The sequence below is a fragment of the Paraburkholderia sp. BR10923 genome, assembly GCF_040948765.1.
Classification (GTDB): Bacteria; Pseudomonadota; Gammaproteobacteria; order Burkholderiales; family Burkholderiaceae; genus Paraburkholderia; species Paraburkholderia youngii.
The window spans coordinates 137,582-159,772 of the sequence record NZ_JBFPKO010000021.1 but is presented as its reverse complement, the minus strand read 5'-3'; the positions used below and the strand labels follow the sequence as shown (position 1 = coordinate 159,772).

The 22,191-nt window shown below is 66.3% G+C and carries 21 protein-coding genes; 11 read left to right on the top strand and 10 right to left on the bottom strand.

Annotated elements, in window-relative coordinates:
- Positions 1–6: 6 nt before the first annotated feature.
- The gene (gene moaC, locus AB3X94_RS30820; protein ID WP_368613550.1) at positions 7–486 is read right to left on the bottom strand and encodes a cyclic pyranopterin monophosphate synthase MoaC; all 480 of its coding nucleotides are present in this window, start codon (positions 484–486) and stop codon (positions 7–9) included.
- A gap of 188 nt (positions 487–674) precedes the next feature.
- Here moaC and AB3X94_RS30815 point away from each other — a divergent pair, with 188 nt between their 5' ends.
- Positions 675–2,408, top strand: a complete 1,734-nt coding sequence (locus tag AB3X94_RS30815) for a M48 family metalloprotease (RefSeq protein WP_176105133.1) — start codon at positions 675–677, stop codon at positions 2,406–2,408.
- Between the two features lie 30 nt (positions 2,409–2,438).
- Here AB3X94_RS30815 and AB3X94_RS30810 read toward each other — a convergent pair whose 3' ends face one another.
- The 6 genes from AB3X94_RS30810 to AB3X94_RS30785 all read right to left on the bottom strand — a co-directional run bounded on the left by AB3X94_RS30810 (position 2,439) and on the right by AB3X94_RS30785 (position 7,146).
- The gene (locus AB3X94_RS30810) at positions 2,439–3,017 is read right to left on the bottom strand and encodes a DUF2946 family protein (RefSeq protein WP_368613549.1); all 579 of its coding nucleotides are present in this window, start codon (positions 3,015–3,017) and stop codon (positions 2,439–2,441) included.
- A complete protein-coding gene (locus tag AB3X94_RS30805) occupies positions 3,010–4,062 on the bottom strand; it encodes a hydrolase (RefSeq protein ID WP_368613548.1) in 1,053 nt (350 codons plus the stop codon). Before AB3X94_RS30805 ends, AB3X94_RS30810 begins: the two co-directional genes overlap by 8 nt.
- A 52-nt stretch (positions 4,063–4,114) precedes the next feature.
- Positions 4,115–4,561: a nuclear transport factor 2 family protein gene (locus tag AB3X94_RS30800; protein ID WP_176105136.1), complete on the bottom strand. Its 447-nt coding sequence runs from the start codon at positions 4,559–4,561 to the stop codon at positions 4,115–4,117.
- 166 nt (positions 4,562–4,727) lie between these two features.
- Positions 4,728–5,753 carry a lipopolysaccharide heptosyltransferase II gene (gene waaF / locus AB3X94_RS30795; RefSeq protein WP_176105137.1) on the bottom strand — a complete coding sequence of 342 codons (1,026 nt, stop codon included), beginning with the start codon at positions 5,751–5,753 and terminating at the stop codon, positions 4,728–4,730.
- A gap of 200 nt (positions 5,754–5,953) precedes the next feature.
- Positions 5,954–6,148 (bottom strand): zinc-finger domain-containing protein, encoded by a 195-nt coding sequence (locus AB3X94_RS30790; RefSeq protein WP_013090430.1) that lies wholly within the window; start codon positions 6,146–6,148, stop codon positions 5,954–5,956.
- Between the two features lie 74 nt (positions 6,149–6,222).
- The gene (locus tag AB3X94_RS30785) at positions 6,223–7,146 is read right to left on the bottom strand and encodes a branched-chain amino acid transaminase (protein ID WP_176105138.1); all 924 of its coding nucleotides are present in this window, start codon (positions 7,144–7,146) and stop codon (positions 6,223–6,225) included.
- 226 nt (positions 7,147–7,372) lie between these two features.
- On the opposite strand from AB3X94_RS30785, the gene AB3X94_RS30780 reads away from it, so the two are divergent.
- The 9 genes from AB3X94_RS30780 (at position 7,373) to AB3X94_RS30740 (ending at position 17,011) form a co-directional block, all read left to right on the top strand.
- A complete protein-coding gene (locus AB3X94_RS30780; RefSeq protein WP_368613547.1) occupies positions 7,373–8,128 on the top strand; it encodes an AzlC family ABC transporter permease in 756 nt (251 codons plus the stop codon).
- Positions 8,125–8,448, top strand: a complete 324-nt coding sequence (locus tag AB3X94_RS30775; protein ID WP_176105140.1) for an AzlD domain-containing protein — start codon at positions 8,125–8,127, stop codon at positions 8,446–8,448. Before AB3X94_RS30780 ends, AB3X94_RS30775 begins: the two co-directional genes overlap by 4 nt.
- A 279-nt stretch (positions 8,449–8,727) precedes the next feature.
- Complete coding sequence (locus AB3X94_RS30770; protein WP_013090426.1) at positions 8,728–9,921, top strand: phosphoglycerate kinase; 1,194 nt, start codon at positions 8,728–8,730, stop codon at positions 9,919–9,921.
- Between the two features lie 439 nt (positions 9,922–10,360).
- The gene (gene pyk, locus AB3X94_RS30765; RefSeq protein ID WP_013090425.1) at positions 10,361–11,797 is read left to right on the top strand and encodes a pyruvate kinase; all 1,437 of its coding nucleotides are present in this window, start codon (positions 10,361–10,363) and stop codon (positions 11,795–11,797) included.
- A 187-nt stretch (positions 11,798–11,984) separates the two neighbouring features.
- Complete coding sequence (gene fba / locus AB3X94_RS30760) at positions 11,985–13,049, top strand: class II fructose-bisphosphate aldolase (RefSeq protein WP_184226434.1); 1,065 nt, start codon at positions 11,985–11,987, stop codon at positions 13,047–13,049.
- A 134-nt stretch (positions 13,050–13,183) separates the two neighbouring features.
- On the top strand, positions 13,184–14,074 hold the full coding sequence (locus tag AB3X94_RS30755) for a phosphoribosylaminoimidazolesuccinocarboxamide synthase (protein ID WP_176105143.1): 891 nt from the start codon (positions 13,184–13,186) through the stop codon (positions 14,072–14,074).
- Positions 14,075–14,131: 57 nt separating this feature from the next.
- Entirely contained in the window at positions 14,132–14,650 is a 519-nt protein-coding gene (gene purE, locus AB3X94_RS30750; protein ID WP_013090423.1) for a 5-(carboxyamino)imidazole ribonucleotide mutase, read from the top strand.
- A gap of 104 nt (positions 14,651–14,754) precedes the next feature.
- Complete coding sequence (locus AB3X94_RS30745) at positions 14,755–15,951, top strand: 5-(carboxyamino)imidazole ribonucleotide synthase (protein ID WP_176105145.1); 1,197 nt, start codon at positions 14,755–14,757, stop codon at positions 15,949–15,951.
- Between the two features lie 10 nt (positions 15,952–15,961).
- A complete protein-coding gene (locus AB3X94_RS30740; protein ID WP_176105146.1) occupies positions 15,962–17,011 on the top strand; it encodes an L-threonylcarbamoyladenylate synthase in 1,050 nt (349 codons plus the stop codon).
- 105 nt (positions 17,012–17,116) lie between these two features.
- On the opposite strand, the gene AB3X94_RS30735 is transcribed toward AB3X94_RS30740, so the two are convergent.
- From AB3X94_RS30735 to dacB, 3 genes are all read right to left on the bottom strand, one after another.
- Positions 17,117–18,346, bottom strand: a complete 1,230-nt coding sequence (locus tag AB3X94_RS30735; RefSeq protein WP_176384370.1) for an SGNH/GDSL hydrolase family protein — start codon at positions 18,344–18,346, stop codon at positions 17,117–17,119.
- A 95-nt stretch (positions 18,347–18,441) separates the two neighbouring features.
- Positions 18,442–19,440, bottom strand: a complete 999-nt coding sequence (locus AB3X94_RS30730; RefSeq protein WP_368613546.1) for a sterol desaturase family protein — start codon at positions 19,438–19,440, stop codon at positions 18,442–18,444.
- 188 nt (positions 19,441–19,628) lie between these two features.
- Positions 19,629–21,269 carry a D-alanyl-D-alanine carboxypeptidase/D-alanyl-D-alanine-endopeptidase gene (gene dacB, locus AB3X94_RS30725; protein ID WP_368613545.1) on the bottom strand — a complete coding sequence of 547 codons (1,641 nt, stop codon included), beginning with the start codon at positions 21,267–21,269 and terminating at the stop codon, positions 19,629–19,631.
- Between the two features lie 258 nt (positions 21,270–21,527).
- Between dacB and AB3X94_RS30720 the strand changes: the two genes are divergently transcribed.
- A complete protein-coding gene (locus tag AB3X94_RS30720) occupies positions 21,528–22,190 on the top strand; it encodes a response regulator (protein ID WP_013090417.1) in 663 nt (220 codons plus the stop codon).
- The last annotated feature ends 1 nt before the right edge of the window (position 22,191 follow it).

Genomic DNA, 22,191 nt, shown 5'->3' with positions numbered 1-22,191 from the left:
CGCGCTTCATGCTTGCGCGACCCAATCCCCCGATTTCCCGCCATGCTTTTCCATCACCTTCACATCGGTGATGGTCATGCCGCGATCCACCGCCTTGCACATGTCGTACACGGTCAGCAGCCCGACCTGCACGGCGGTGAGCGCTTCCATTTCGACGCCCGTGCGTCCAAACGTCTCGACCTGGACCGTGCAATGCACGCCGGGCATCTGCTCGTCGAGTTCGAAGTCGGCCTTCACGCGTGTAAGCGCGAGCGAATGGCACAGCGGAATCAGATCGGCGGTGCGCTTCGAGGCCTGGATCGCCGCGATCCGCGCGACGCCGATCACGTCGCCCTTTTTGGCGTTGCCGTCGCGGATCAGCGCGAGCGTGTCGGGCAGCATGCGGATCGAGCCGCGCGCAATCGCGATGCGCCTGGTCTCCTGCTTGCCGCCGACATCCACCATATGCGCGTCACCAGACGCATCGAAATGAGTGAGTTCAGGCATGGTTGACTCCTTCAGAGGCCGCCTATCATAGCAGTGCGGCGTGGCCCCGAATCGTCGTGGCGACTGGTTACACTTGCGCTGTGTCGTGCCCTGCGTTTTGCCTCGTACGCGTCCTTCGACGCCCTTGCCCGCTATCTTAGTCCGGGCCACGGGCGACTTTTTTTCGACTTCGTCAGACCGGCTTCGCGATGCGTTCAAAACGATTCCTCGCTGCGTTGCTATCCGTCGCCCTCGCAATGCCGCCCGGCGCGTTCGCGCAATCGACTGGCGGGGCGGCCATCACGCCGGGAACCTCGTCGTCCGAGGCGCCGCTCGTCAGCGGCCCCAGCGATGAGCATGCCGAGTCGATCCTGCCGCCCGACATCGCGCGCGGCGTGTTCGGCACCTACGGCGGCGCGCAGAGCCGTTTTTCCGATGGCGGCGCTAGCGGTAGCAATGGCGGCAAAACCGGCAGCAACGACTGGCGCGCGCCAATCGTCGCGCAGCAATTGCCCGATCTCGGCAGCGGCGGCGCCGGTTCGCTGACTCCACAGGCCGAACGCAAGCTCGGCGAGCGCGTGATGCGCGACATACGCCGCGACCCCGACTATCTCGACGACTGGCTCGTGCGCGACTACCTGAATTCGGTCGCCGCCAAGCTCGCGGCCGCGGCCAGCGCGCTGTACATCGGCGGTTATCGTCCGGATTTCGAACTTTTCGCGGTGCGCGACGCACAGATCAACGCGTTTTCGCTGCCGGGCGGTTTCATCGGCGTGAACACGGGGTTGATCGTGGCGACGCAGACCGAGTCCGAACTCGCGGCGGTGCTGGGTCACGAGATGGGGCACGTGCTGCAGCGGCACATCTCGCGGATGATCTCGAACGGCGAGCGCGGTGGCTACGCGGCGCTCGTCGGCGTGCTGTTCGGCGTGCTGGCAGGCGTACTCGCGCATAGCGGCGACCTCGGCAGCGCGATCGCGCTCGGCAGCGAGGCGTATGCGGTCGACAGCCAGTTGCGCTTCTCGCGATCGGCCGAGCAGGAGGCGGACCGCGTCGGCTTTCTGCTGCTCGCCGGCGCCGGCTACGATCCCTACGCGATGCCGACGTTCTTCCACCGGCTCGACCGCGCGGCGATGAACGACAACGGCATTCCGGCCTACGCGCGCACGCATCCGCTGACCGGCGAGCGGATCGCCGACATGGAGGACCGCGCGCGCCGCGCGCCATACCGGCAGCCGCATCAAGACTCCGAGTACGGCTTCGTGCGGGCGCGCGCGGGTCTGTTGGAAGGCCATTCGCGCAGCGAATACGCGGACGAGATTTCGCGCTTGCGCTCGGAAATCGAGGACCGCACCGCGCTGAACGTCGCGGCGAACTGGTATGGCATCGCGTACGGGCAGATGTTGCTCGAGCGCTACGACGACGCGGCCGCCTCGCTCGCGAACGCGCGCGCGACGTTCGTCTCGGGCGCGCGTGCGGAAGGCGAGCCCGAGCGCGATTCGCCGAGTCTCGACGTGCTCGCGACCGACATCGCGCGGAGTGCCGGTCACGCCGACGAAGCCGCGCGTCTCGCCGAGTTCGCGCAGAAGCGCTGGCCGCAGTCGAACGCCGCGATCGACATGCATATCCGCACGCTGCTGACGCTGCACCGTTTCGCGGACGCGCAGGCGCTCGCGAAGCAGGAAACCCGGGCGCACCCCGATCAACCCGCGTGGTGGCTGTATCTCGCGCAGGCGAGTGCGGGCAGTGGCGATGCGTTGACGCAGCATCGCGCGATGGCGGAGAAGTTCGCGCTGGAGGGCGCGTGGCCATCGGCGATCCGGCAGTTGAAGGACGCGCGCGACCTGAAGACGATCGGCTATTACGACCTCGCGACCGTCGACGCGCGTCTGCACGAGATGGAGAACCGCTACAAGGAGGAGCGGCTCGACGAGAAGGGGTAGTGTGGACGCAGGCGCACGCCGGCGCGTGCGTCAGACCTGCGCCGCCGCCGGGCTCGCGACGAAGCCGAAGCGCGCGGCCACCTGATCGCGTCGCACGCTTTGCAGCGGCAGTGAGAGTTGAGCGCTCCAGTGGAATGCGCCGCTCAATGAGCCATCGTCGGCGAGCGTCGCGTGATCGGAGAAGATCTCCAGGTCGTGATCGTGCAGCGCCGCGATGCGTGCCGGCTGCGAGCGATCGGCGACCAGAATGCCGCCGTCTTCATCGACGAACACCGCCGCCGGCTCGAACGCGCCGCCGCCCTGGTCGTGCAGCGCGAGCGTGCCATCCGCGCGCGTGGACAATCTGACCACCCACGGCGTGTAAGCGAGCTCGACATAAACCCGCTGCGGCCCGTTCTGGAAATACCACTGCCCGCGCTCATCGGCCTCATAGTTCCGGTTGATGAATCCCAGCAGCGCCTCGTGCCGGATCGGCACGCCGTGCGCGCCGCTCGCCTGGGCCGCTTCGTCGCGCATGCGCCAGTTGCCGCGCCGGTCGAGCATCAACCAGCCCGTGCAACTCGGCACGTTCGGCCATTTGGCGAGCGACTGTTTGACGATGTCATCCATGATCGACGTGTTGCTCCAGATAGCCGAACACGCGCCGCGACAGCCAGTCGATGCGGCCCGGGAACGGCCCGGTCATGAAACCCGCGTGGCCGCCGTGCTCAGGCTGATAAAGCTCGACCGCCGCCGACACCTCGTGTCGCGACGGCAGCGCTTCGGCCGGCAGAAACGGGTCATTGCGCGCGTTGAGCACCAGCGTGGGCACTTGAATGAGCGGCAGCAGCGGGCGGGTGGTTGCGGTGCTCCAGTAGTCGTCGGTATTGCGAAAGCCGTGCAGCGGCGCGGTCACGACGTTGTCGAACTCGTACATCGTGCGGCTCGCGAGCATCGCGTCGCGATCGAACAGGCCCGGGAACTGCTCGAGCTTCTGATTGGCCTTGTGCTTCAGCGTCTTCAGGAAGCTGCGCGTGTAGACGAGGCCGAAGCCCTGCGACAGCGCGCGGCCCCCCGCATGGACGTCGATCGGTGTCGAAATCGCGGCGGCGGCGGCTACCACCTGCGCCGCATCGTCTTGCCGCTCGCCGAGCCAGCGCAGCAGCACGTTGCCGCCGAGCGACACGCCCGCCGCGACCACCGGCCCTCGATGCGCGGCGCGCAGGCGGCGCAGGATCCAGTCGACCTCGTTGCTGTCGGCCAGATGGTAGAAGCGCGGCAGCCGGTTCAGCGGGCCGCTGCAGCTGCGAAAGTGCGGCACGACGCCGTGCCAGCCGTATTCGCGCGCGGCGGCCATCAGCGCGACCGCGTAGTGCGACGACGAACTGCCTTCGAGGCCGTGGAACAGCACGAAGAGCGGGGCGGTATCGGTGGGGGGCGCATCGTGCGCGACCCAGTCGAGATCGATGAAATCGCCGTCCGGCGTGTCCCAGCGCTCGCGCCGAAACGCCACGGCGGGGCGGCGCGCGAACAACGACGGGACGATCGTCTGCACATGCCGGTTGGGCAGCCAGAGCGGCGCGCGGTACAGCAGCTCGACGGTCGCCTCGGCGGCGGCCGTCACCCTGGCGGGGGCCGTACCGGAGGAAGCGGGTTTATGTAACGTCGAACTCATACCGGCGGAAAAGCGAAAAAACGTGAGTCTGAATCTGTCGTGGTGCCGCGCGTCAGTGCAGCGGGCCCTGGCCATGCCGCATCTTGGTCGCGAACTGGCTGGCGGCCTCGTTCGGCATCGGGCTCGCGTGAATATGCGCAATGCGCCATTCGCCGCGTTCATGGACCATTACGTAGGTGGTGAAGACCATCGCGGGCGTGGCGGTCGGATCGGCCGGACGATGCGCTTCGGCAATCGCATAGACGACGGTGCCGAGGCTGTCGTAGACGCGGATGTCGAGCGGCTCGATCGACACCGGCAGCGCTTCGAGCTGAGCCTGCAAGCCATTGCGGATGTTCTCGAGACCGTGCAGATGCGAGCCGTCCGCGCAGATGCAGCTGACGAACTCCTCGTCGATCCACAAACCCATCAAGCTGTCGATATTGACCTCGGCGACGGCCTGATAGTAGGCGTTCAGGGTATCGGCGGCGGCTTCGAAGATATGGGCAAAACGTGGCATGGCTCGTCAGTCTCTAGTGCGCGGCGCGCGGTTGCGGGTCAGCGGTAGCGGGACGGTCCAGAGTGCCGGACCATCGCCCCCGGCGTCAGCTTGCCCGTGCCGCAAGGCGCGAACATGACGCGACGCGCTCGGGGGCGTGCGGTGTTGCGTGCAAGTACCAGTTGGCTCAGCGCTGCGCGAGCAGCATGCCGCGCAAATCGCCAAAAACCTGCTCGGCGCTCAACTGCTTCAGACAGTTCAGATGACCGAGCGGGCACTCGCGCTCAAAACAGGGGCTGCATTCGAGATGAAGCCATTGTACCTTCGCGAGCTCGGACAAGGGCGGGGTGTGGCGCGGATCGGTCGAACCGAAAACGGCCACGAGCGGGCGGCGCAGCGCGGCGGCGACGTGCATCAGGCCGGAGTCGTTGGTGACCACCGCGTTGGCCCGCGCGATCAGCGCGCAGGCCTCGCCAAGCGCGGTCTGGCCGCACAGGTTGCGCACGTTCGGCGCCTTTTCGGCGATCGCCTGCGCGAGCGGCGCGTCTTTCGGCGAACCGAGCGCGACGATCTGCGTGTACGGGAACGACTGGCCGACCATCTGCGCGAGCGCGGCGAAGTGCTCGGGCGGCCAGCGCTTGGCGGGACCGTACTCGGCGCCCGGGCAGAACACCAGCAGCGGCACGCGGGTATCGAGGTTGAAGCGCGCGGATACGCGCGACGCCTCGTTCAGATCCGTGTCGAGACGCGGCATCGGCAGATCTTCGGGGACCTTGGCGCCGGGCGCGTAGGCGAGGGCGGCGTAGTGGCCGACCATCGGCGGCCGCGCGTCCTTGCGCGGATTCGCGTGACGCACGTTCAGCATGCCGTAGCGACTCTCGCCGGTGTAGCCGATGCGCAGCGGAATGCCCGCCAGCCACGGAATCAGCGCCGACTTGAACGAGTTCGGCAGCACGTAGGCCGCGTCGTAGCCGACGTCGCGCAGATCGCTCGACAGCTGCCAGCGGCGCAGCATCTGCAGCTTGCCGTGGGCGAGATCGGTCGCGTAGACGTCGCGGATTTCCGGCATGCGTTCGAGCACGGGGGCGACCCAGCTGGGCGCGACCGCGTCGATGACGATGCGCGGATGCAATTTCACGAGGCGCGCAAACAGCGGCTGCGCCATCAATGCGTCACCGATCCAGTTCGGTGCGATAACCAACGCGCGACGCATCAGAGTGGGTGTCCGGTGTCGATAACAAGCGCCGCGCGCGATGCGCGTGGCACTCGGATGGGTAAAAGGGGAAAGCGGAAAGCCGCGCGGCGCGAGGGCCTCGCGGGTCGTGCGATCGAGCCTGCGGCGCGGCGAGCGCGCGATCGGAAAGTCGCACCTCGTGCCGCTGAAGCCGGCTCAGGACCGCTCGATGCGCTGGATCAATGGCCCTTGATCACTTCGCCGTCGCGCAGCTTGTAGCGCGTGCTGCAATACGGGCAACGCGCTTCGCCGTGCGATACGTCGATGAACACGCGCGGATGCGCGCTCCAGCGCGGCATGGCCGGATTCGGACAATATGCCGGCAGATCTTTTGCCGTCAGTTCGACCAGCGGCATTTCCTTGATTTCGCTCATGACACTTTCTCGTTGTATGCGGGGTGCTTGCAGTGCGCCGCCGATGGGCGGCGCGGCGCATCTCGAAACGTCGCTCAGATTTTCGTGAGCCAGTGCGCGTACTTCTCGCTCTTGCCGTTCACGACGTCGAAGAAGGCGGACTGCAGCTTTTCGGTGATCGGGCCGCGCACGCCGGCGCCGATCTTGCGATTGTCGAGTTCGCGGATCGGCGTGACTTCGGCTGCCGTGCCGGTGAAGAACGCTTCGTCGCAGGTATAGACTTCGTCGCGCGTGATGCGTTTTTCGATCACCTGGATGCCCATGTCGCGCGCGAGCGTGATCACGGTGTCGCGCGTGATGCCGTCGAGGCACGACGACAGGTCAGGCGTGTACAGCTTGCCGTTGTTGACGAGGAAGAAGTTCTCCCCCGAGCCTTCCGACACGTAGCCGTCGACGTCGAGCAGCAGCGCTTCGTCGTAGCCGTCGGCGATCGCTTCCTGGTTCGCGAGGATCGAGTTCACGTACCAGCCCGACGCCTTCGCGCGCACCATCGACACGTTCACGTGATGGCGCGTGAACGACGACGTCTTCACGCGAATACCCTTGGTGATGCCGTCTTCGCCGAGGTAGGCGCCCCACGGCCACGCGGCGATCGCGACGTGAATCGTGTTGCCCTTGGCCGACACGCCGAGCTTTTCCGAGCCGACCCAGATGATCGGGCGCAGATAGCACGTCTCGAGCTTGTTCTCGCGGACCACTTCGCGCTGCGCGGCGGCGAGCGTTTCATGGTCGAACGGCACGTCCATCTGGAAGATCTTCGCCGAGTTCAGCAGGCGCTTGGTGTGCTCCTGCAGGCGGAAAATCGCGGTAGCGCCGTCGGCCGTCTTGTAAGCGCGCACACCCTCGAACACGCCCATGCCGTAGTGCAGCGTGTGGGTGAGCACGTGGATTTTGGCATCGCGCCAGTCGATGAGCTTGCCATCCATCCAGATCTTGCCGTCGCGGTCGGCCATTGACATACGGTTCTCCAGCAGGTGCGTTATGAGGTGCGGCCATGAGCGCAGGACATAGCCGGGAGCGCTATTTTAGCGTCTTTTGCACACACAACGGGCATTTGGGCGCACCCCGGACGCTATAATCCAGCGCACGCATAAATCAACTCCGGATGCGCCAGCGGGTGGTCTCGCAAGCTGGCGCCGGCCCGGCCTTCTTGACGGCGTTCCCCGCGCCCGCAATCTTCGCCCGATGCTCGCTCGACTGTCCGACACCGATCGCCGCGCTTTTCATGAAGGCGCGCGCGCCTATGCCCCCACGCTGATGGCAATTTTTTCCTGGGGCCTCGTGACGGGCATCGCGATGAGCAAGTCCGTGCTGACGCTGCCGCAGGCGCTCACAATGTCCCTGCTGTGCTACGCCGGTTCGTCGCAGCTGGCGGTGCTGCCGCTCCTCGCGGCGAAGCTGCCGGTGTGGACCGTGCTGCTGACCGCGGCGATGGTCAACACCCGCTTCGTGATCTTCAGCGTTGGCCTCGCACCGCACTTCTCGTATCTGCCGATGTGGCGGCGCATCGTGCTCGGCTATTTCAACGGCGACGTGATCTATCTGCTCTTCGTCAAGAAGAGCTTTCCGACCGGTTACGTGCCGGGCAAGGAGGCGTACTTCTGGGGCATGGCGGTATCGAGCTGGCTGTCGTGGCAGGTGTCGTCGATCGTCGGCATCCTGCTCGCGAGCCTGATTCCGGACAACTGGGGGCTCGCGCTCGCCGGTACGCTCGCGCTGTTGCCCATCATGGTGTCGGCGGTCGCGACGCGCTCCACGCTGGCCGCGGTCAGCGTGGCCGCCATCGTGGCGCTGCTCGCGCTCGATCTGCCGTATCGGCTCGCGCTGCCGTTCGCGGTGATCGCGGCGATCGTCGCCGGCAGCGCAGCCGACCTGATGATCGAGCGCGCGGACCTGCGCCGCATCCGCGGCGTGAACGATCGCGCCGGAGATTCCCGATGACCTCAACGCAAATCTGGCTCGCCATCTTCGGCATGACCTTCGTCACCGCGCTCACGCGCGCGATGTTCCTGATCGGCGGCGAGCGCACGGTGCTGCCGGCGCGCGTGCAGAAGATGCTGCGCTACGCGCCGGCCGCCGCGCTCGCCGCCGTGGTGGTGCCCGACGTGTTGACGACACCCGACGGACTGTCGTTGGCGGCTTCCAATCATGAGCTTTACGCGACCCTCGCCGGCCTCGGCTGGTTTTTGTGGCGCCGCACCATGCTCGGCACGATCGTGACCGGAATGGTCGTGTTCACGCTGATGCGCGTCTTCCTGTGATGGTCCGGCTCCAAGTGTGGAGATGATGCCGCGCCGCGCGGCAGCGACGGCCTCGCGCTCAAATACGCGAGATTCGCCGCGTCGCGGTCAGATGGCCGTTGGGATCAGTTAAAATGCCCTTTTCCGGGTTGAGCGCGCCCCCGCAAGGCGCCTGGTGCCGCGGCCGGCCGCCGGCGCCCGATCCCGCGGAACCGTTGGGCCGAAGCGCCGGAGTTCGCCGCGCCTCGTCCCCGCGCGCTGTCCGCCACCGCCTTCTCATCAACTCGCATACTCAAGCCCATGAACAAGGTATTGCGTCTCTCCGACCTGATCGCCGAAGGCAAGCTGTCCGGCAAACGCGTGTTCATCCGCGCCGATCTGAACGTGCCGCAGGACGATCAAGGCAACATCACCGAAGACACCCGCATCCGCGCTTCCGTGCCGGCCATCAAGGCCGCGCTCGACGCCGGCGCCGCCGTGATGGTCACCTCGCACCTGGGTCGCCCGACCGAAGGCGACTTCAAGCCGGAAGACTCGCTCGCGCCGGTGGCGAAGCGTCTCGCCGAGCTGCTAGGCCGCGACGTGCCGCTCGTCGCGAACTGGGTCGAAAACGGCGTAAACGTCGCGCCGGGCTCGGTCGTGCTGCTCGAAAACTGCCGCGTGAACAAGGGCGAAAAGAAAGATTCCGACGAGCTCGCGCAGAAAATGGCCAAGCTCTGCGATATCTACGTGAACGACGCGTTCGGCACCGCGCACCGCGCCGAAGCGACCACGCACGGCATCGCGAAATATGCGCCGGTCGCCTGCGCGGGTCCGCTGCTCGCCGCTGAACTCGAAGCGCTCGGCAAGGCGCTCGGCGCACCGAAGCGTCCGCTTGTGGCGATCGTCGCGGGTTCGAAGGTGTCGACCAAGCTGACCATCCTGAAGTCGCTCGCTGAGAAGGTCGACCAGCTGATCGTCGGCGGCGGCATCGCCAATACGTTCATGCTCGCGGCCGGCCTGAAGATCGGCAAGTCGCTCGCCGAAGCCGATCTCGTCGCCGAAGCGAAGGCGATCATCGACGCGGCCAAGGCCCGCGGCGCCTCGGTGCCGATTCCGACCGACGTGGTCACGGCCAAGGAGTTCTCGCCGACCGCGAAGGCCGAAGTGAAGGCCGTCGCCGATGTGCAGGACGACGACATGATTCTCGACATCGGCCCGGAAACGGCCAAGGTGCTCGCCGCACAACTCGAGAAGGCCGGCACGATCGTGTGGAACGGCCCGGTCGGCGTGTTCGAGTTCGACCAGTTCGGCAACGGCACGAAGACGCTCGCGGACGCGATCGCGCGCTCGGCTGCGTTCTCGATCGCAGGCGGCGGCGACACGCTCGCGGCGATCGCCAAGTACGGCATCCACGATCAGGTCAGCTACATTTCGACGGGCGGCGGCGCGTTCCTCGAGTTCCTCGAGGGCAAGAAGCTGCCGGCGGTCGAAGTTCTGGAATCGCGGGCTTAACGTGGCGACGCGCTCCCCGGCGGCGAAGTCGACCAAGGCGCGTGGCGCGAAAGCGCCGCGCGGTAATGCGACAACACCGGCACGGGAGCGCGCGACACGCCCGGCCGCTGCGTCGGCGACGCCCGGACAGGACGTGGCCGCCGAGGCGCTGATAGCGCCCGCGGCCGCCGACGTGCAGCAACTGCCAACTTCTTCACAAGCCGAATCTGGTCAACACGATTCGGCCCAGCCGGAACAGCCTTCCGGTAAGCAGGACAGCAAATCTCCGGCGCGCGAGGCGCCGGTCCCGAATACCGCATCACCCGCCTCACCCGCCTCACTCCACAAAGCGACACCGGCCCCAACCGGCGCGCGACCCCACGTAGCATCTTTCGATGCGCGAACTCCGCAGCAGCCCCGCAGCGCTCTTTCCAGCGATCCTATCCAGACGAGGAGACTCATGCATCGCGCCACCAAGATTGTCGCTACTGTCGGTCCGGCTTCCAGCACGCCGGAAATCCTGCTGCAAATGATTCAGGCAGGATTGGACGTGGTGCGGCTCAATTTCTCACACGGCACCGCCGACGACCATCGTCAGCGCGCCGAATACGTTCGCGAGGCGGCCCGTCAGGCGGGCCGCGAAGTCGCCATCATGGCCGACCTGCAAGGCCCGAAGATTCGCGTCGGCAAATTCGAGAACGGCCGCACGACGCTCGTCACCGGCAATCCTTTCATCCTCGATGCGGAATGCGAGCTCGGCAACGACGAGCGCGTCGGCCTCGACTACAAGGACCTGCCGCGCGACCTGAAGCCGGGCGACGTGCTGCTGCTCAACGACGGCCTGATCGTGCTCAACGTGCAGCGCGTGATCGGCCAGGAGATCCACACGATCGTGAAGATCGGCGGTGAACTGTCGAACAACAAGGGCATCAACCGCCAGGGCGGCGGTCTGTCGGCGCCCGCGCTGACCGCGAAGGACATGGAGGACATCCGCACGGCGATGTCGCTCGGTGTCGATTTCATCGCGGTGTCGTTCCCGAAGAACGCGACCGACATGGAAATGGCCCGCCAGCTCGCGAACATCGCCGGCGCGCCGTACGGCATCAAGCCGAAGATGATCGCGAAGATCGAGCGCGCGGAAGCGATTCCGGCGCTGCAAGGCATTCTCGACGCTTCGGACGGCATCATGGTCGCGCGTGGCGACCTGGCCGTGGAAGTCGGCAATGCCGCCGTGCCGGCGCTGCAAAAGCGCATGATCCGCATGGCGCGCGAGTCGAACAAGTTCGTGATCACCGCGACGCAGATGATGGAGTCGATGATCCACGCGCCGGTGCCGACCCGCGCGGAAGTGTCGGACGTCGCCAATGCGGTGCTCGACGGCACCGACGCGGTGATGCTGTCGGCGGAATCTGCGGCGGGCAAGTACCCGGTACAGACCATCGAGACCATGGCCGCGATCTGCGTGGAAGCGGAAAAGTCCGAGCAGTCGGAGCTCGACAAGGATTTCCTCGATCGCACGTTCACGCGGATCGACCAGTCGATCGCGATGGGTGCCCTCTTCACCGCTTACCACCTCGGCGCCAAGGCGATCGTCGCGCTCACCGAATCGGGCTCGACCGCGCTGTGGATGTCGCGCCACTGGACCCACGTGCCGATCTTCGCGCTGACGCCGCGCGTCGGCAGCGAACGCGCGATGGCGCTATACCGCAACGTGACCTCGCTGCATCTGGACACCAACACCGACCGCGACACGGCGCTGCAGCAGGCGCTCGAAACGGTGGTCGGCAAGGGCTACGCGTCGCACGGCGATATGGTCGTGCTGACGGTCGGCGAGCCGATGGGGCAGGCGGGCGGCACCAATACCTTGAAGATCGTGCGGGTCGGTGAACCGTACTGATCAGGCAGGACTGCTCGAACGGCACGGGCTCGATTGAGCGAAGCAGGCCGGCGAAACCCGCACGGTCCATGTGCGACGGCGCACCAAAGCGCCGGTGTCGCGGCGGGAACGCCGCCTGCTTCGCGATAAAATCGCCGCAAAAGATGCCGACGGCAAAAGAATTCGTTTCAATCCAAGGAGTTTAAGCATGCCTCTCGTATCAATGCGTCAACTGCTGGACCATGCCGCGGAAAACGGCTATGGCCTTCCGGCATTCAACGTGAACAACCTGGAGCAGGTGCAGGCGATCATGGCCGCGGCCGACAAGGTCAACGCTCCGGTCATCATGCAGGCGTCGGCTGGTGCGCGTAAGTACGCGGGCGAGCCGTTCCTGCGTCATCTGATCGAAGCGGCGGTCGAGTCGTATCCGCACATTCCGGTCGTGATGCACCAGGACCACGGTCAGTCGCCGGCAGTGTGTATGGCGGCGATCCGCAGCGGTTTCACCAGCGTGATGATGGACGGTTCGCTCGAAGCCGACGGCAAGACGGTCGCATCGTACGAGTACAACGTCGAAGTGTCGCGCAAGGTCGTCGAAGCGGCGCACTCGATCGGCGTCACCGTCGAGGCGGAGCTGGGCGTGCTCGGTTCGCTCGAAACGATGAAGGGCGACAAGGAAGACGGCCACGGCGCCGAAGGTACGATGACGCGCGAGCAGCTGCTGACCGATCCGGAGCAGGCCGCCGACTTCGTCAAGCTGACCCAGTGCGACGCGCTGGCCATCGCGATCGGCACCTCGCACGGCGCCTACAAGTTCAGCAAGAAGCCGACGGGAGACATCCTGTCGATTCAGCGCATCAAGGAAATCCATCAGCGCATTCCGAACACGCACCTCGTGATGCACGGCTCGTCGTCGGTGCCGCAGGAGCTGCTCGCGGAAATCCGCGAATTCGGCGGCGACATGAAGGAAACCTACGGCGTGCCGGTCGAGGAAATCCAGGAAGGTATCCGTCACGGCGTGCGCAAGGTCAACATCGACACCGACCTGCGTCTGGCGATCACGGGCGCGATCCGCCGCTACATGGCGACCAACCCGGGCAAGTTCGATCCGCGCGATTACCTGAAGCCGGCGCGCGAAGCGGCGATGAAGATCTGTATCGACCGTTACACGCAATTCGGCTGCGAAGGCCAGGCTGGCAAGATCAAGCCCGTCTCGCTTGATAAAATTGCGGAGAAGTACAAGTCGGGCGAGCTCGCGCAAGTCGTCCGCTAAGCTGTAGTTTTGGCTCCGCGCCTGGCCGTTTGGCCAGGTTGTCGTCCGATCGCCGTTCCCGCATCATCGGGGGAACGGCGTTTCCCTTTTGTTCCGGTCACATTTTTTTGCCCCACTTTTAGCGAACCACGACGATGTCTACCCTTTACGAATCCACGCTCCGCTCGCTGCCGCTGCTCGGCCGCGGCAAAGTCCGCGACAACTATGCGGTGGGCAACGACCAGTTGCTGATCGTCACGACCGACCGACTGTCGGCGTTCGACGTGATCATGGGCGAGCCGATTCCGAACAAGGGCCGCGTGCTCAACGCGATGGCGAACTTCTGGTTCGAGAAGCTGCAGCACGTGGTGCCGAACCACCTGACGGGCGTCGCGCCCGAGTCGGTGGTCGCGCCGGACGAAGTCGAGCAGGTCAAGGGGCGCGCGGTGGTCGTCAAGCGTCTCGAGCCGATCCTCGTCGAAGCGGTGGTGCGCGGCTATCTGGCTGGCAGCGGCTGGAAGGATTACCAGGCCACCGGTTCGGTCTGCGGCGTGCAACTGCCGGCGGGCCTGCAAAACGCGCAGAAGCTGCCCGAGCCGATCTTCACGCCGGCTGCCAAGGCCGAGATGGGCCACCACGACGAAAACATCACCTACGACGAGATGGAGCGCCGCATCGGCACCGAGCTGTCGGCCACGATTCGCGACATCTCGATCCGCCTGTACAAGGAAGCCGCTGATTACGCGGCGACGCGCGGCATCATCATCGCGGACACGAAGTTCGAATTCGGTCTCGATAACCACGGCAAGCTGTACCTGATGGATGAGGCGCTCACGGCCGATTCGTCGCGCTTCTGGCCGGCCGACCAGTACCAGGTCGGCACCAACCCGCCGTCGTTCGACAAGCAGTTCGTGCGCGATTGGCTCGAAACCCAGCCCTGGAAGAAAGAGCCGCCAGCGCCGAAGCTGCCGGACGAGGTGGTCGCAAAGACGGGTGAGAAGTACCAGGAAGCGCTCGAGCGCCTGACCGGGCACAAGCTCGACTAATCTGATTGCGCGCGCCGTGTCAGGCGCGCATCGCCCGGAAACAAGGAAGCCGTAAAGATGAGTGAAGCACAAACCGCCCATAAGCATGATGCGCCGGTCGTCGGCGTATTGATGGGCTCCAGTTCCGACTGGGAAGTGATGAAAAACGCCGTCGCGATTCTGCAGGAATTCGGCGTGCCGTACGAAGCGAAGGTCGTGTCCGCGCACCGCATGCCGGACGAAATGTTCGCCTATGCTGAAAGCGCGCGCGAGCGCGGCATTCGCGCAATCATCGCGGGCGCGGGCGGCGCGGCGCACCTGCCCGGCATGCTGGCCGCGAAAACCACGGTGCCGGTGCTCGGCGTACCGGTCGCGAGCAAGTATCTGAAGGGTGTCGATTCGCTGCATTCGATCGTGCAGATGCCCAAGGGCGTGCCGGTCGCGACGTTTGCGATCGGCGAAGCGGGCGCCGCGAACGCGGCGCTGTTCGCGGTGTCGCTGCTGTCCGGCACCAGCGCCGAATACGCGGACAAGCTCGCTGCATTCCGCGTGCGCCAGAACGAAGCGGCGCACGCGATGGTATTGCCGGCGCTGTAAGCGCGCCGGTTGTTTGATAAGACGTCCCCTGTCCGACCCCCGGCCGGGTGCCCGTCGCTCGGTATGCGAGCGCGACGTGTATCCGGCCGCGACCGACCACCAAGATGAACCCTGACAACACACCGGTTTCACCGATTCTGCCCGGCGCATGGCTTGGCATGGTCGGTGGCGGCCAGCTCGGCCGCATGTTCTGTTTTGCCGCCCAGGCGATGGGCTATCGCGTTGCCGTCCTCGATCCGGACGAAACCAGCCCGGCGGGCGCGGTCGCCGACCGCCACCTGCGCGCGGCCTACGACGACGAAGCGGCGCTCACCGAACTCGCGCGGCTGTGCGCGGCGGTGTCGACCGAATTCGAGAACGTGCCGGCCGCGAGTCTCGACTTTCTCGGCAAGACCACCTTCGTGAGCCCGGCGGGGCGTTGCGTCGCCGTCGCGCAAGACCGGATCGCCGAGAAGCGCTTTATCGCGTCGTCGGGCGTGACGGTCGCGCCGCACGTCGTGATCGAGTCGTCGGATGCGCTTGCGGGGCTGGGCGATGCCGAGCTCGAAGCGGTGCTGCCCGGTATTCTGAAAACGGCGCGCATGGGCTACGACGGCAAGGGTCAGATTCGCGTGCGTAACGCCGAGGAAGTGCGCGAGGCGCATGCGTCGCTCGGCGGCGTGCCGTGCGTGCTCGAGAAGCGCCTGCCGCTGAAGTTCGAAGTGTCGGCGCTGATCGCGCGCACGGCGAGCGGGGCGTCGGTCGTCTATCCGCTCGCGCAAAACACCCATCGCGATGGCGTGCTGTCGCACACCATCGTTCCCGCGCCGGACGCATCGCCAGCGCTGGTGCAGCAGGCTCAACAGGCCGCGCTGCGGATCGCCGAGACACTCGGCTATGTCGGCGTGCTGTGCGTCGAGTTTTTCATTCTCGAAGACGGCTCGCTGGTCGCCAACGAAATGGCGCCGCGTCCGCACAACTCCGGCCACTACACGGTCGACGCGTGCGCGACGAGCCAGTTCGAGCAGCAGGTGCGCGCGATGACCAGCATGCCGCTCGGCGACACGCGCCAGCATTCGCCGGCGGTGATGCTGAACATCCTCGGCGACGTGTGGTTCCCGGACGGTCCGAAGCGCGCGGCGGTCACGCCGCCGTGGCAGGAAGTCGCGGCGATGCCGGCCGCGCGCCTGCATCTGTACGGTAAGGAAGAGGCGCGTTGCGGCCGCAAGATGGGTCACGTGAACTTCACCGCGTCGACGCTCGAAGAAGCCCGCACGGCGGCGCGTGATTGCGCGCGGCTGCTGCACATTGCTACCAGCTGAAGCGCGCGCCATGCCGGATCAACAGAAACCCGCCGAGGACGCCACCGACGCGTTGCCGGTCAGCGCCGCGCAGATCGAGCACGCGGCGGCCTTGCTCGACGCGGGTGGGCTGGTCGCGTTTCCGACCGAGACCGTGTACGGCCTAGGCGGCGATGCCGAGAACCCGGACGCGGTCGCGCGCATTTACGCGGCGAAGGGGCGGCCGGCCAATCATCCGGTGATCGTGCATCTCGCGCCGCATGGCGATCCGAACTACTGGGTCGAGCATTTGCCGGCCGATGCGCAACGCCTGATCGACGCGTTTTGGCCGGGGCCGCTCACGCTGATCCTCAAGCGCGCCGCGCGGATTCCCGCGGCGGTCAGCGGCGGGCAAGACTCGGTGGGCTTGCGCTGCCCGTCGCATCCGGTAGCGCAGGCCTTGCTCGAAGCGTTCAGCGCGTTGCGCGGCGGGCATGGCGGCGTCGCCGCGCCGTCGGCGAACCGCTTCGGACATGTGAGCCCGACCACCGCGCAGCATGTGCGCGACGAGTTCGGCAGCACGATTCATGTGCTCGATGGCGGCGCGTCGGATGTCGGCATCGAGTCGACGATTCTGGATCTGTCGCGCGGCTTTCCGGCGCTGCTGAGGCCCGGTCGCGTGACGCCGCAGGATATCGCCGACGTGCTTGGCGAGGCGCCGCGTCTGCCCGACGGGTCGGATGCGACCGCGCCGCGCGCGTCGGGCACGTTGAAAGCGCATTACGCGCCGCGCACGCCGCTCGCGCTGCTGCCGTTTGGCGAACTCGAGCCGCTGCTCGCGGTGCGCGCGCCGGGCGAGCGCGTCGCGCTGGTCGCGCGCGCGTCGCGTGCGGGACAGTGGGCCGATGCCGACGGCGTGCATTTCGTCGCGGCGCCGGAAGACCCGCACGTCTATGCGCGCGAACTCTACGGCTTGCTGCGCGCGCTCGATCGCGCGAACGTCACGCGGATTCTGATCGAGAAGCTGCCCGACACGATCGAATGGATCGCGGTCAACGATCGGCTCGGGCGCGCGGCAGCGGCATTCGAAGCGCAGCGCTGACGCTCTCGGCTCGCTGCGCTGCATAGCGTGGCTAGCGAAAAAAACGAAGGCCCGGCTCGTTCAACGAGCCGGGCCTTTTACCATTTGAGCAACCTTGACGCCGCGTTACTTCCCAAGCCCGCTAGCAGCGATCTGCTTCTCGACCTGCTGCGCGATCAGCGCTCCCGTATGCGTAGTCGGATGCACGAGGTCGGCGAAGATGTAGGTCTGGTCCGCGCCGGCCACCGTGTAGGTCTCCGGCGAACAGAACAGCGACGACGCGAGGGCGGTGCCGAAAGCCGCCGCCGTCTGGCCGGATGCGAGCACGCTCGGGTTCTTCGTCGCGTACGCGGTCGCGGCCGCAGCCATCGACGTCAGGTTACACGCGGTGCCCGTATTCGACACGGTGAAGCCGAGCGCCTGGTAGTTGGCCAACGTCTGGTCCAGCAGCGTGTATGAGTCCAGATAGATGACCTGCGAGGTCGACGCGAGGCCTTGCTTCAGCACGTTGTTGTAGGCTTGCACGAGCCCGTCGATGACTGCCTGGCCTTGTGCGCCCGCGGCGAGGCCTTGCGGCGTTTTCGCGATATCCGGCACGTTTGACACCACCACATGTTGCGCGCCTGCCGCAACGATCTTTTGCACCGTGCCGACGAACGTGGTCGCCGCGGTCACGATCGCCGCTCCTTGGGCCTGCGTGACCGACTGGATCGCGGCCGTTGCCGCCGCCTGCGCGTCGGCCGGGTTGGCGCCGTTAGCGATCGCCGTCGCCGCCGCTGCCGCTGCCGCCGCGCTGGCAGCCGAGATCGTTTGCACCGCGACGAAGATGTCGTTCGCGCCGCCGTTGATCAGCACGAGCTGGTTCGAATTGAAGCTGTTGTTGTGCGCAGACAGATACTCGCTGACCTGTGTCGTGACCGGCACCGTAGTCGCGGCCATGTTGTTCGGCGCGAAGCCGACGCCCGGCTGCAGGTCGACACGCGAGCCGCCTTGCGCATAACCGAGACCGCCCGCCGCGGTGAGCGGGTTGCCGAAGCCGCCGACGTACGCGGGGGTGAGCGTGCCGCCATAGTACTCGGCGACCTTCTGCGTCCAGATTTCGCCCGGATTCGTCGTGAAGCGGCCGCCGCCCGTGCCGACGTTCGCCTGAACCGCCGCCTGGTAGGTGCCGACATCCGACAGGCTGTCGCCGAACGACACGACCTGCAGCGAGACGCCCCCCGGCGGCGTGTTGCTGCTCGAACTATTGTTGTCGCCGCCACCGCCGCACGCTGCGAGCGCTGCGAACGCTGCGCTCGCCACGGCGATCTGGGTGACGCGCAACCATTGCTGTTTCTTCGAAGCGGTTTGATTCATGTTGACTACATCTCCTCGTATGTGTGGCCCTTGATGCCATGTGTTGCAGGCGGCGTCCACCGCGTTGGCGGCGTGACGACAGCTTACAGAATCTTCTACGGCGTGCGCGATGTCCGCAGCGCGGCCATATGGTTTGGGTTCAAGCCGGGTCGTTCGGCGGTGGCTTTGCTCATGGTGTCGTTCGTACCCGCATGCGGATGCGCGGCGTGGAGGCCGCTGGCGCCGCCAGGCATCACCGCGCGCTGCGCATGATAAGCGGCGGCCCAGGCGGGCGGCGCGAACAGCGCGCGCCACTTGTTGCGCCAGCCGCGCGCGCTTGCGAAGTCCGCGGCCATCGACGCCCATTCGTGGAACGTCGCTTTCAGCGGGTTGTACGTGTAAAGCGGCTCGACGATGCCGTATTGCGGCGTCTCGTGCGGATCTTCGTCGACGTAGCTGCCGAACAGGCGATCCCAGATCACCAGCACACCTGCGTAATTGCGATCGATGTAGCGAGCGTTGCGCGCATGATGCACACGATGGATCGACGGCGTGTTGAACACGTACTCGAGCCAGCCGAGCTTGCCGATCACCTGCGTATGCACGAAGAACTGGAAGCCGAGATTGGTCAGCACGATCGCGACGATCTGCTTAGGGGCAAAGCCGAGGAACGCGAGCGGAATCCAGAACACCCACATGCCGGCGACCGGGTACATCAGGCTCTGGCGGAACGCGGTCGAAAAATTCATCCGCTCCGACGAGTGATGCACGACGTGCGCGGCCCACAGCCAGCGCACCCGATGACTGCAGCGATGAAACCCGTAATAGAGCAGGTCCTGCGCGACGAACAGCACGACGAACGACAGCCACGTCGCTGGCCATGTATGAATGCGGTAGTGCTCGTAGAAGAACGCGTAGACAGGGATGATCGCGAGCCACGCGAGCTTGTCGGCGGCCTGCTGCAGCAGCGCGAGCGTGGCGTTGCACAGCGTGTCGCGCCAGCTGTAGAGCCGCTCGGCCGGGCGCGTGCGGCTCACGTGCCACGCCTCCCAGCCGATGCAGGCAAGAAAGACGGGCGCCATGGCGAGCAGCAGCAATTCGGCATCGAATTGCATCGTGTCTCCCTTCCTGGTCCCTGACCGCCGCGCGGTCCGCGGCGAGTGGTGTCGTTATCGTTGGTGAAGGTCGCGCGGTCCGACGACCGGCGCCCTGCGCGGCAAGCGCGTGGTGCCGCGCACCGCATGATGCCCGACAGCGTACACGGTTAGAAGCTTGCCGCGCGCGGCATCGCTAGAAGGAATACTCAGTGGCCGCCGCGCTTGCGCGGGTTTTTCCTGGGCTTCTCGCGCACTTCCTCGATGGGCGCGGCGACCTTCGTGAAGCCCTGCGACGGGCCTTCGTACACCCATTCGAGCAGCGCGTCGTGCGCGGCGCGCGCCGCTTCGGAATGCGGATCGTTGATCAGGCTGACGACGACGTAGCTGTTGCCGTCGGCCGATGCGACGTAGCCCGCGATCGCGCGCACGTCGCGCAGCGTGCCGGTCTTGATGTGAGCGTTGCCGCCCGCGCCCTGGCTGGTCAGGCGGTTGCGCATCGTGCCGTCGACACCGGCGATCGGCAGCGAATCGACGAACACCTGCGCGACCGGGCTCGCGTTCGCGCGCTGCAGCACATCGGCGAGCGCGAGCGCGGTGATGTGCTCGTCGCGCGACAGTCCCGAGCCGTTGTCGAGCGACAGGTATTCGGTGTTCAGGCTGTCGCGGGTCAGGAAAGCTTCGACCGCGCGCGCGGCTTTCGCGGGCGTGGCGGGCGCTCTTTCCTCGGCGGCGCCGATGGTCAGGAACAGGTTGCGCGCCATCGTGTTGTTGCTGAACTTGTTGATGTCGCGAACGATGTCCGACAGCATCGGCCCCTCGTGCGTCGCGACGAGCTTCGCGCCAGCGGGCACCGCGCCTTCGCGGGTCGTGCCCGTGAAAGTGCCGCCAGTTTGCTGCCACAGCGCGAGGAAGCCGCGCGCGAAGAACGTCGAGTGATCGAGCACGGCGACGTTGATCGTGCGCGAATCGCAACGCACCGGCAGGTCGCCGATGAACGACGCAACGAGCGTGCCGTCAGGCTGTGGCGTGACGGTCGGCGTCGGCAACTCGCCGCGGCATGGGCCGTTCGTCGCGCGCAACTGGTTGTCGATGCGCAACTGAGCGAGCGGGGGCAGCACGTCGATCGCCACCGTGCCGTCCGGCGATGGCGTCAGCGTGAACGACAGCGATTTGAACGCGTACAGCAGCGGATCGGGGCCGACGTTGTACGGTGCGTTGACGTCGTCGTCGAATGCGGGCAGGTCGCGGGTCGACGGATCGAAGTAGCGCTTGTCGAGCACCAGCGCGCCGTCGATGCCGTTGATGCCGGCCTTGTGAATCTTCTGCACGAGGTCGATCAGTTCTTCGGGCACGAGCTTGGGGTCGCCGGTGCCCTGGATGTACAGATTGCCGTGCAGCACGCCGTTCGCGTCGAGAGGGCCGTCCGCGTACGCGCTGGTGCGCCAGCGGTAGCCGGGGCCGAGGATCGACAGGCCTGCATAGGTGGTGACGAGCTTCATCGTCGAGGCGGGCATCATCGGCTTGCCGGCGTTCAGCGCGAGGATCGGCGTGCGATCGCCGACCTTTTCGACGACCACGCTGATCGACGACAACGGCACGTGCGCGCGGTGCAGACCGACCATCACCGGTTGCGGCAGTACCGTCGTGACCGTGACGCTCGGATGTGTGGCCTTGATGCGTGCCTGCGCGGCCAGCGGCAGCAGCGCGCCCGCGCCGAGCGTGGCGGCGCAGAGCCAGACGGCGGCGCGCGTCGCGAAGCGGTTAGGCATGAAGACTGCGCGATGGAGCATACGGCGCGAGCGCAGCGCCGTACGGCGTGCGATGGAAGACAGAAAAGCGTGCGTCATGAACGGGTGAACGGGCAAACGGACGAGCGGGATTTCAAGGTGTGCGGCGTGCAGCGTGCGCGGGACAATGAAACGGCAAGCTGGTCGGTTCGACGGCGCGGTAGCGCGCCGTCGCGCTACCCAACGGCCGTCGCGCGACGCAAAGCGCCCATTGTAGTGACATGCCGCGACGCTGCGGTGAAAAAAGCGCCACACACCGCGCAGGCCGGAAGCGGGCGCTAGAATGCGGCATCATCCAATCATTTGGAACGGACAACCATGCGCATCCTGCTAGTCGAAGATGACCGGATGATCGCCGAAGGCGTGCGCAAGGCGCTGCGCGGCGAAGGCTTCGCCGTCGATTGGGTCGAGGACGGCGAAGCGGCGCTGCACGCGGCGGCAGCCCAGCCTTACGATCTCGCGTTGCTCGATCTCGGTCTGCCCAAGCGCGACGGTCTCGAGGTGCTGCGCGCACTGCGCGCGCGCGGCAATGCGCTGCCGGTGCTGATCGTCACCGCGCGCGACGCGGTCGCCGATCGAGTCAAAGGCCTCGACGCCGGCGCTGACGATTATCTTGTCAAACCTTTCGATCTCGACGAGCTCGGCGCGCGCATGCGAGCGCTGATCCGGCGCCAGTCCGGCCGCAGCGATTCGACGATTCGCCACGGCAACTTGACCCTCGATCCCGCGTCGCACCAGGTCACGCTCGATGGCGCGCCGGTCGCGCTGTCCGCGCGCGAATTCGCGTTGCTCGAAGCGCTGCTCGCGCGGCCCGGCGCGGTGCTGTCCAAGAGCCAGCTCGAGGAAAAGATGTACGGCTGGGGCGAGGAGATCGGCAGCAATACCGTCGAGGTGTATATCCACGCGCTGCGCAAGAAGCTCGGCGCCGATCTGATCCGCAACGTGCGCGGGCTGGGCTACATGATCGCGAAGGACGCCTGAG

What these genes read in the sequence shown, in the direction of transcription:
- purE (WP_013090423.1), top strand. Translation starts at nt 14,132, where the DNA reads ATGAGTGAAGCACAAACCGCCCATAAGCATGATGCGCCGGTCGTCGGC.
- AB3X94_RS30720 (WP_013090417.1), top strand. Translation starts at nt 21,528, where the DNA reads ATGCGCATCCTGCTAGTCGAAGATGACCGGATGATCGCCGAAGGCGTG.
- AB3X94_RS30780 (WP_368613547.1), top strand. Translation starts at nt 7,373, where the DNA reads ATGCTCGCTCGACTGTCCGACACCGATCGCCGCGCTTTTCATGAAGGC.
- AB3X94_RS30740 (WP_176105146.1), top strand. Translation starts at nt 15,962, where the DNA reads ATGCCGGATCAACAGAAACCCGCCGAGGACGCCACCGACGCGTTGCCG.
- dacB (WP_368613545.1), bottom strand. Translation starts at nt 21,269, where the DNA reads ATGACGCACGCTTTTCTGTCTTCCATCGCACGCCGTACGGCGCTGCGC.
- AB3X94_RS30790 (WP_013090430.1), bottom strand. Translation starts at nt 6,148, where the DNA reads ATGAGCGAAATCAAGGAAATGCCGCTGGTCGAACTGACGGCAAAAGAT.
- AB3X94_RS30775 (WP_176105140.1), top strand. Translation starts at nt 8,125, where the DNA reads ATGACCTCAACGCAAATCTGGCTCGCCATCTTCGGCATGACCTTCGTC.
- AB3X94_RS30755 (WP_176105143.1), top strand. Translation starts at nt 13,184, where the DNA reads ATGTCTACCCTTTACGAATCCACGCTCCGCTCGCTGCCGCTGCTCGGC.
- AB3X94_RS30770 (WP_013090426.1), top strand. Translation starts at nt 8,728, where the DNA reads ATGAACAAGGTATTGCGTCTCTCCGACCTGATCGCCGAAGGCAAGCTG.
- fba (WP_184226434.1), top strand. Translation starts at nt 11,985, where the DNA reads ATGCCTCTCGTATCAATGCGTCAACTGCTGGACCATGCCGCGGAAAAC.
- AB3X94_RS30745 (WP_176105145.1), top strand. Translation starts at nt 14,755, where the DNA reads ATGAACCCTGACAACACACCGGTTTCACCGATTCTGCCCGGCGCATGG.
- AB3X94_RS30735 (WP_176384370.1), bottom strand. Translation starts at nt 18,346, where the DNA reads ATGAATCAAACCGCTTCGAAGAAACAGCAATGGTTGCGCGTCACCCAG.
- AB3X94_RS30815 (WP_176105133.1), top strand. Translation starts at nt 675, where the DNA reads ATGCGTTCAAAACGATTCCTCGCTGCGTTGCTATCCGTCGCCCTCGCA.
- pyk (WP_013090425.1), top strand. Translation starts at nt 10,361, where the DNA reads ATGCATCGCGCCACCAAGATTGTCGCTACTGTCGGTCCGGCTTCCAGC.
- AB3X94_RS30800 (WP_176105136.1), bottom strand. Translation starts at nt 4,561, where the DNA reads ATGCCACGTTTTGCCCATATCTTCGAAGCCGCCGCCGATACCCTGAAC.
- AB3X94_RS30785 (WP_176105138.1), bottom strand. Translation starts at nt 7,146, where the DNA reads ATGTCAATGGCCGACCGCGACGGCAAGATCTGGATGGATGGCAAGCTC.
- AB3X94_RS30805 (WP_368613548.1), bottom strand. Translation starts at nt 4,062, where the DNA reads ATGAGTTCGACGTTACATAAACCCGCTTCCTCCGGTACGGCCCCCGCC.
- AB3X94_RS30810 (WP_368613549.1), bottom strand. Translation starts at nt 3,017, where the DNA reads ATGGATGACATCGTCAAACAGTCGCTCGCCAAATGGCCGAACGTGCCG.
- waaF (WP_176105137.1), bottom strand. Translation starts at nt 5,753, where the DNA reads ATGCGTCGCGCGTTGGTTATCGCACCGAACTGGATCGGTGACGCATTG.
- AB3X94_RS30730 (WP_368613546.1), bottom strand. Translation starts at nt 19,440, where the DNA reads ATGCAATTCGATGCCGAATTGCTGCTGCTCGCCATGGCGCCCGTCTTT.
- moaC (WP_368613550.1), bottom strand. Translation starts at nt 486, where the DNA reads ATGCCTGAACTCACTCATTTCGATGCGTCTGGTGACGCGCATATGGTG.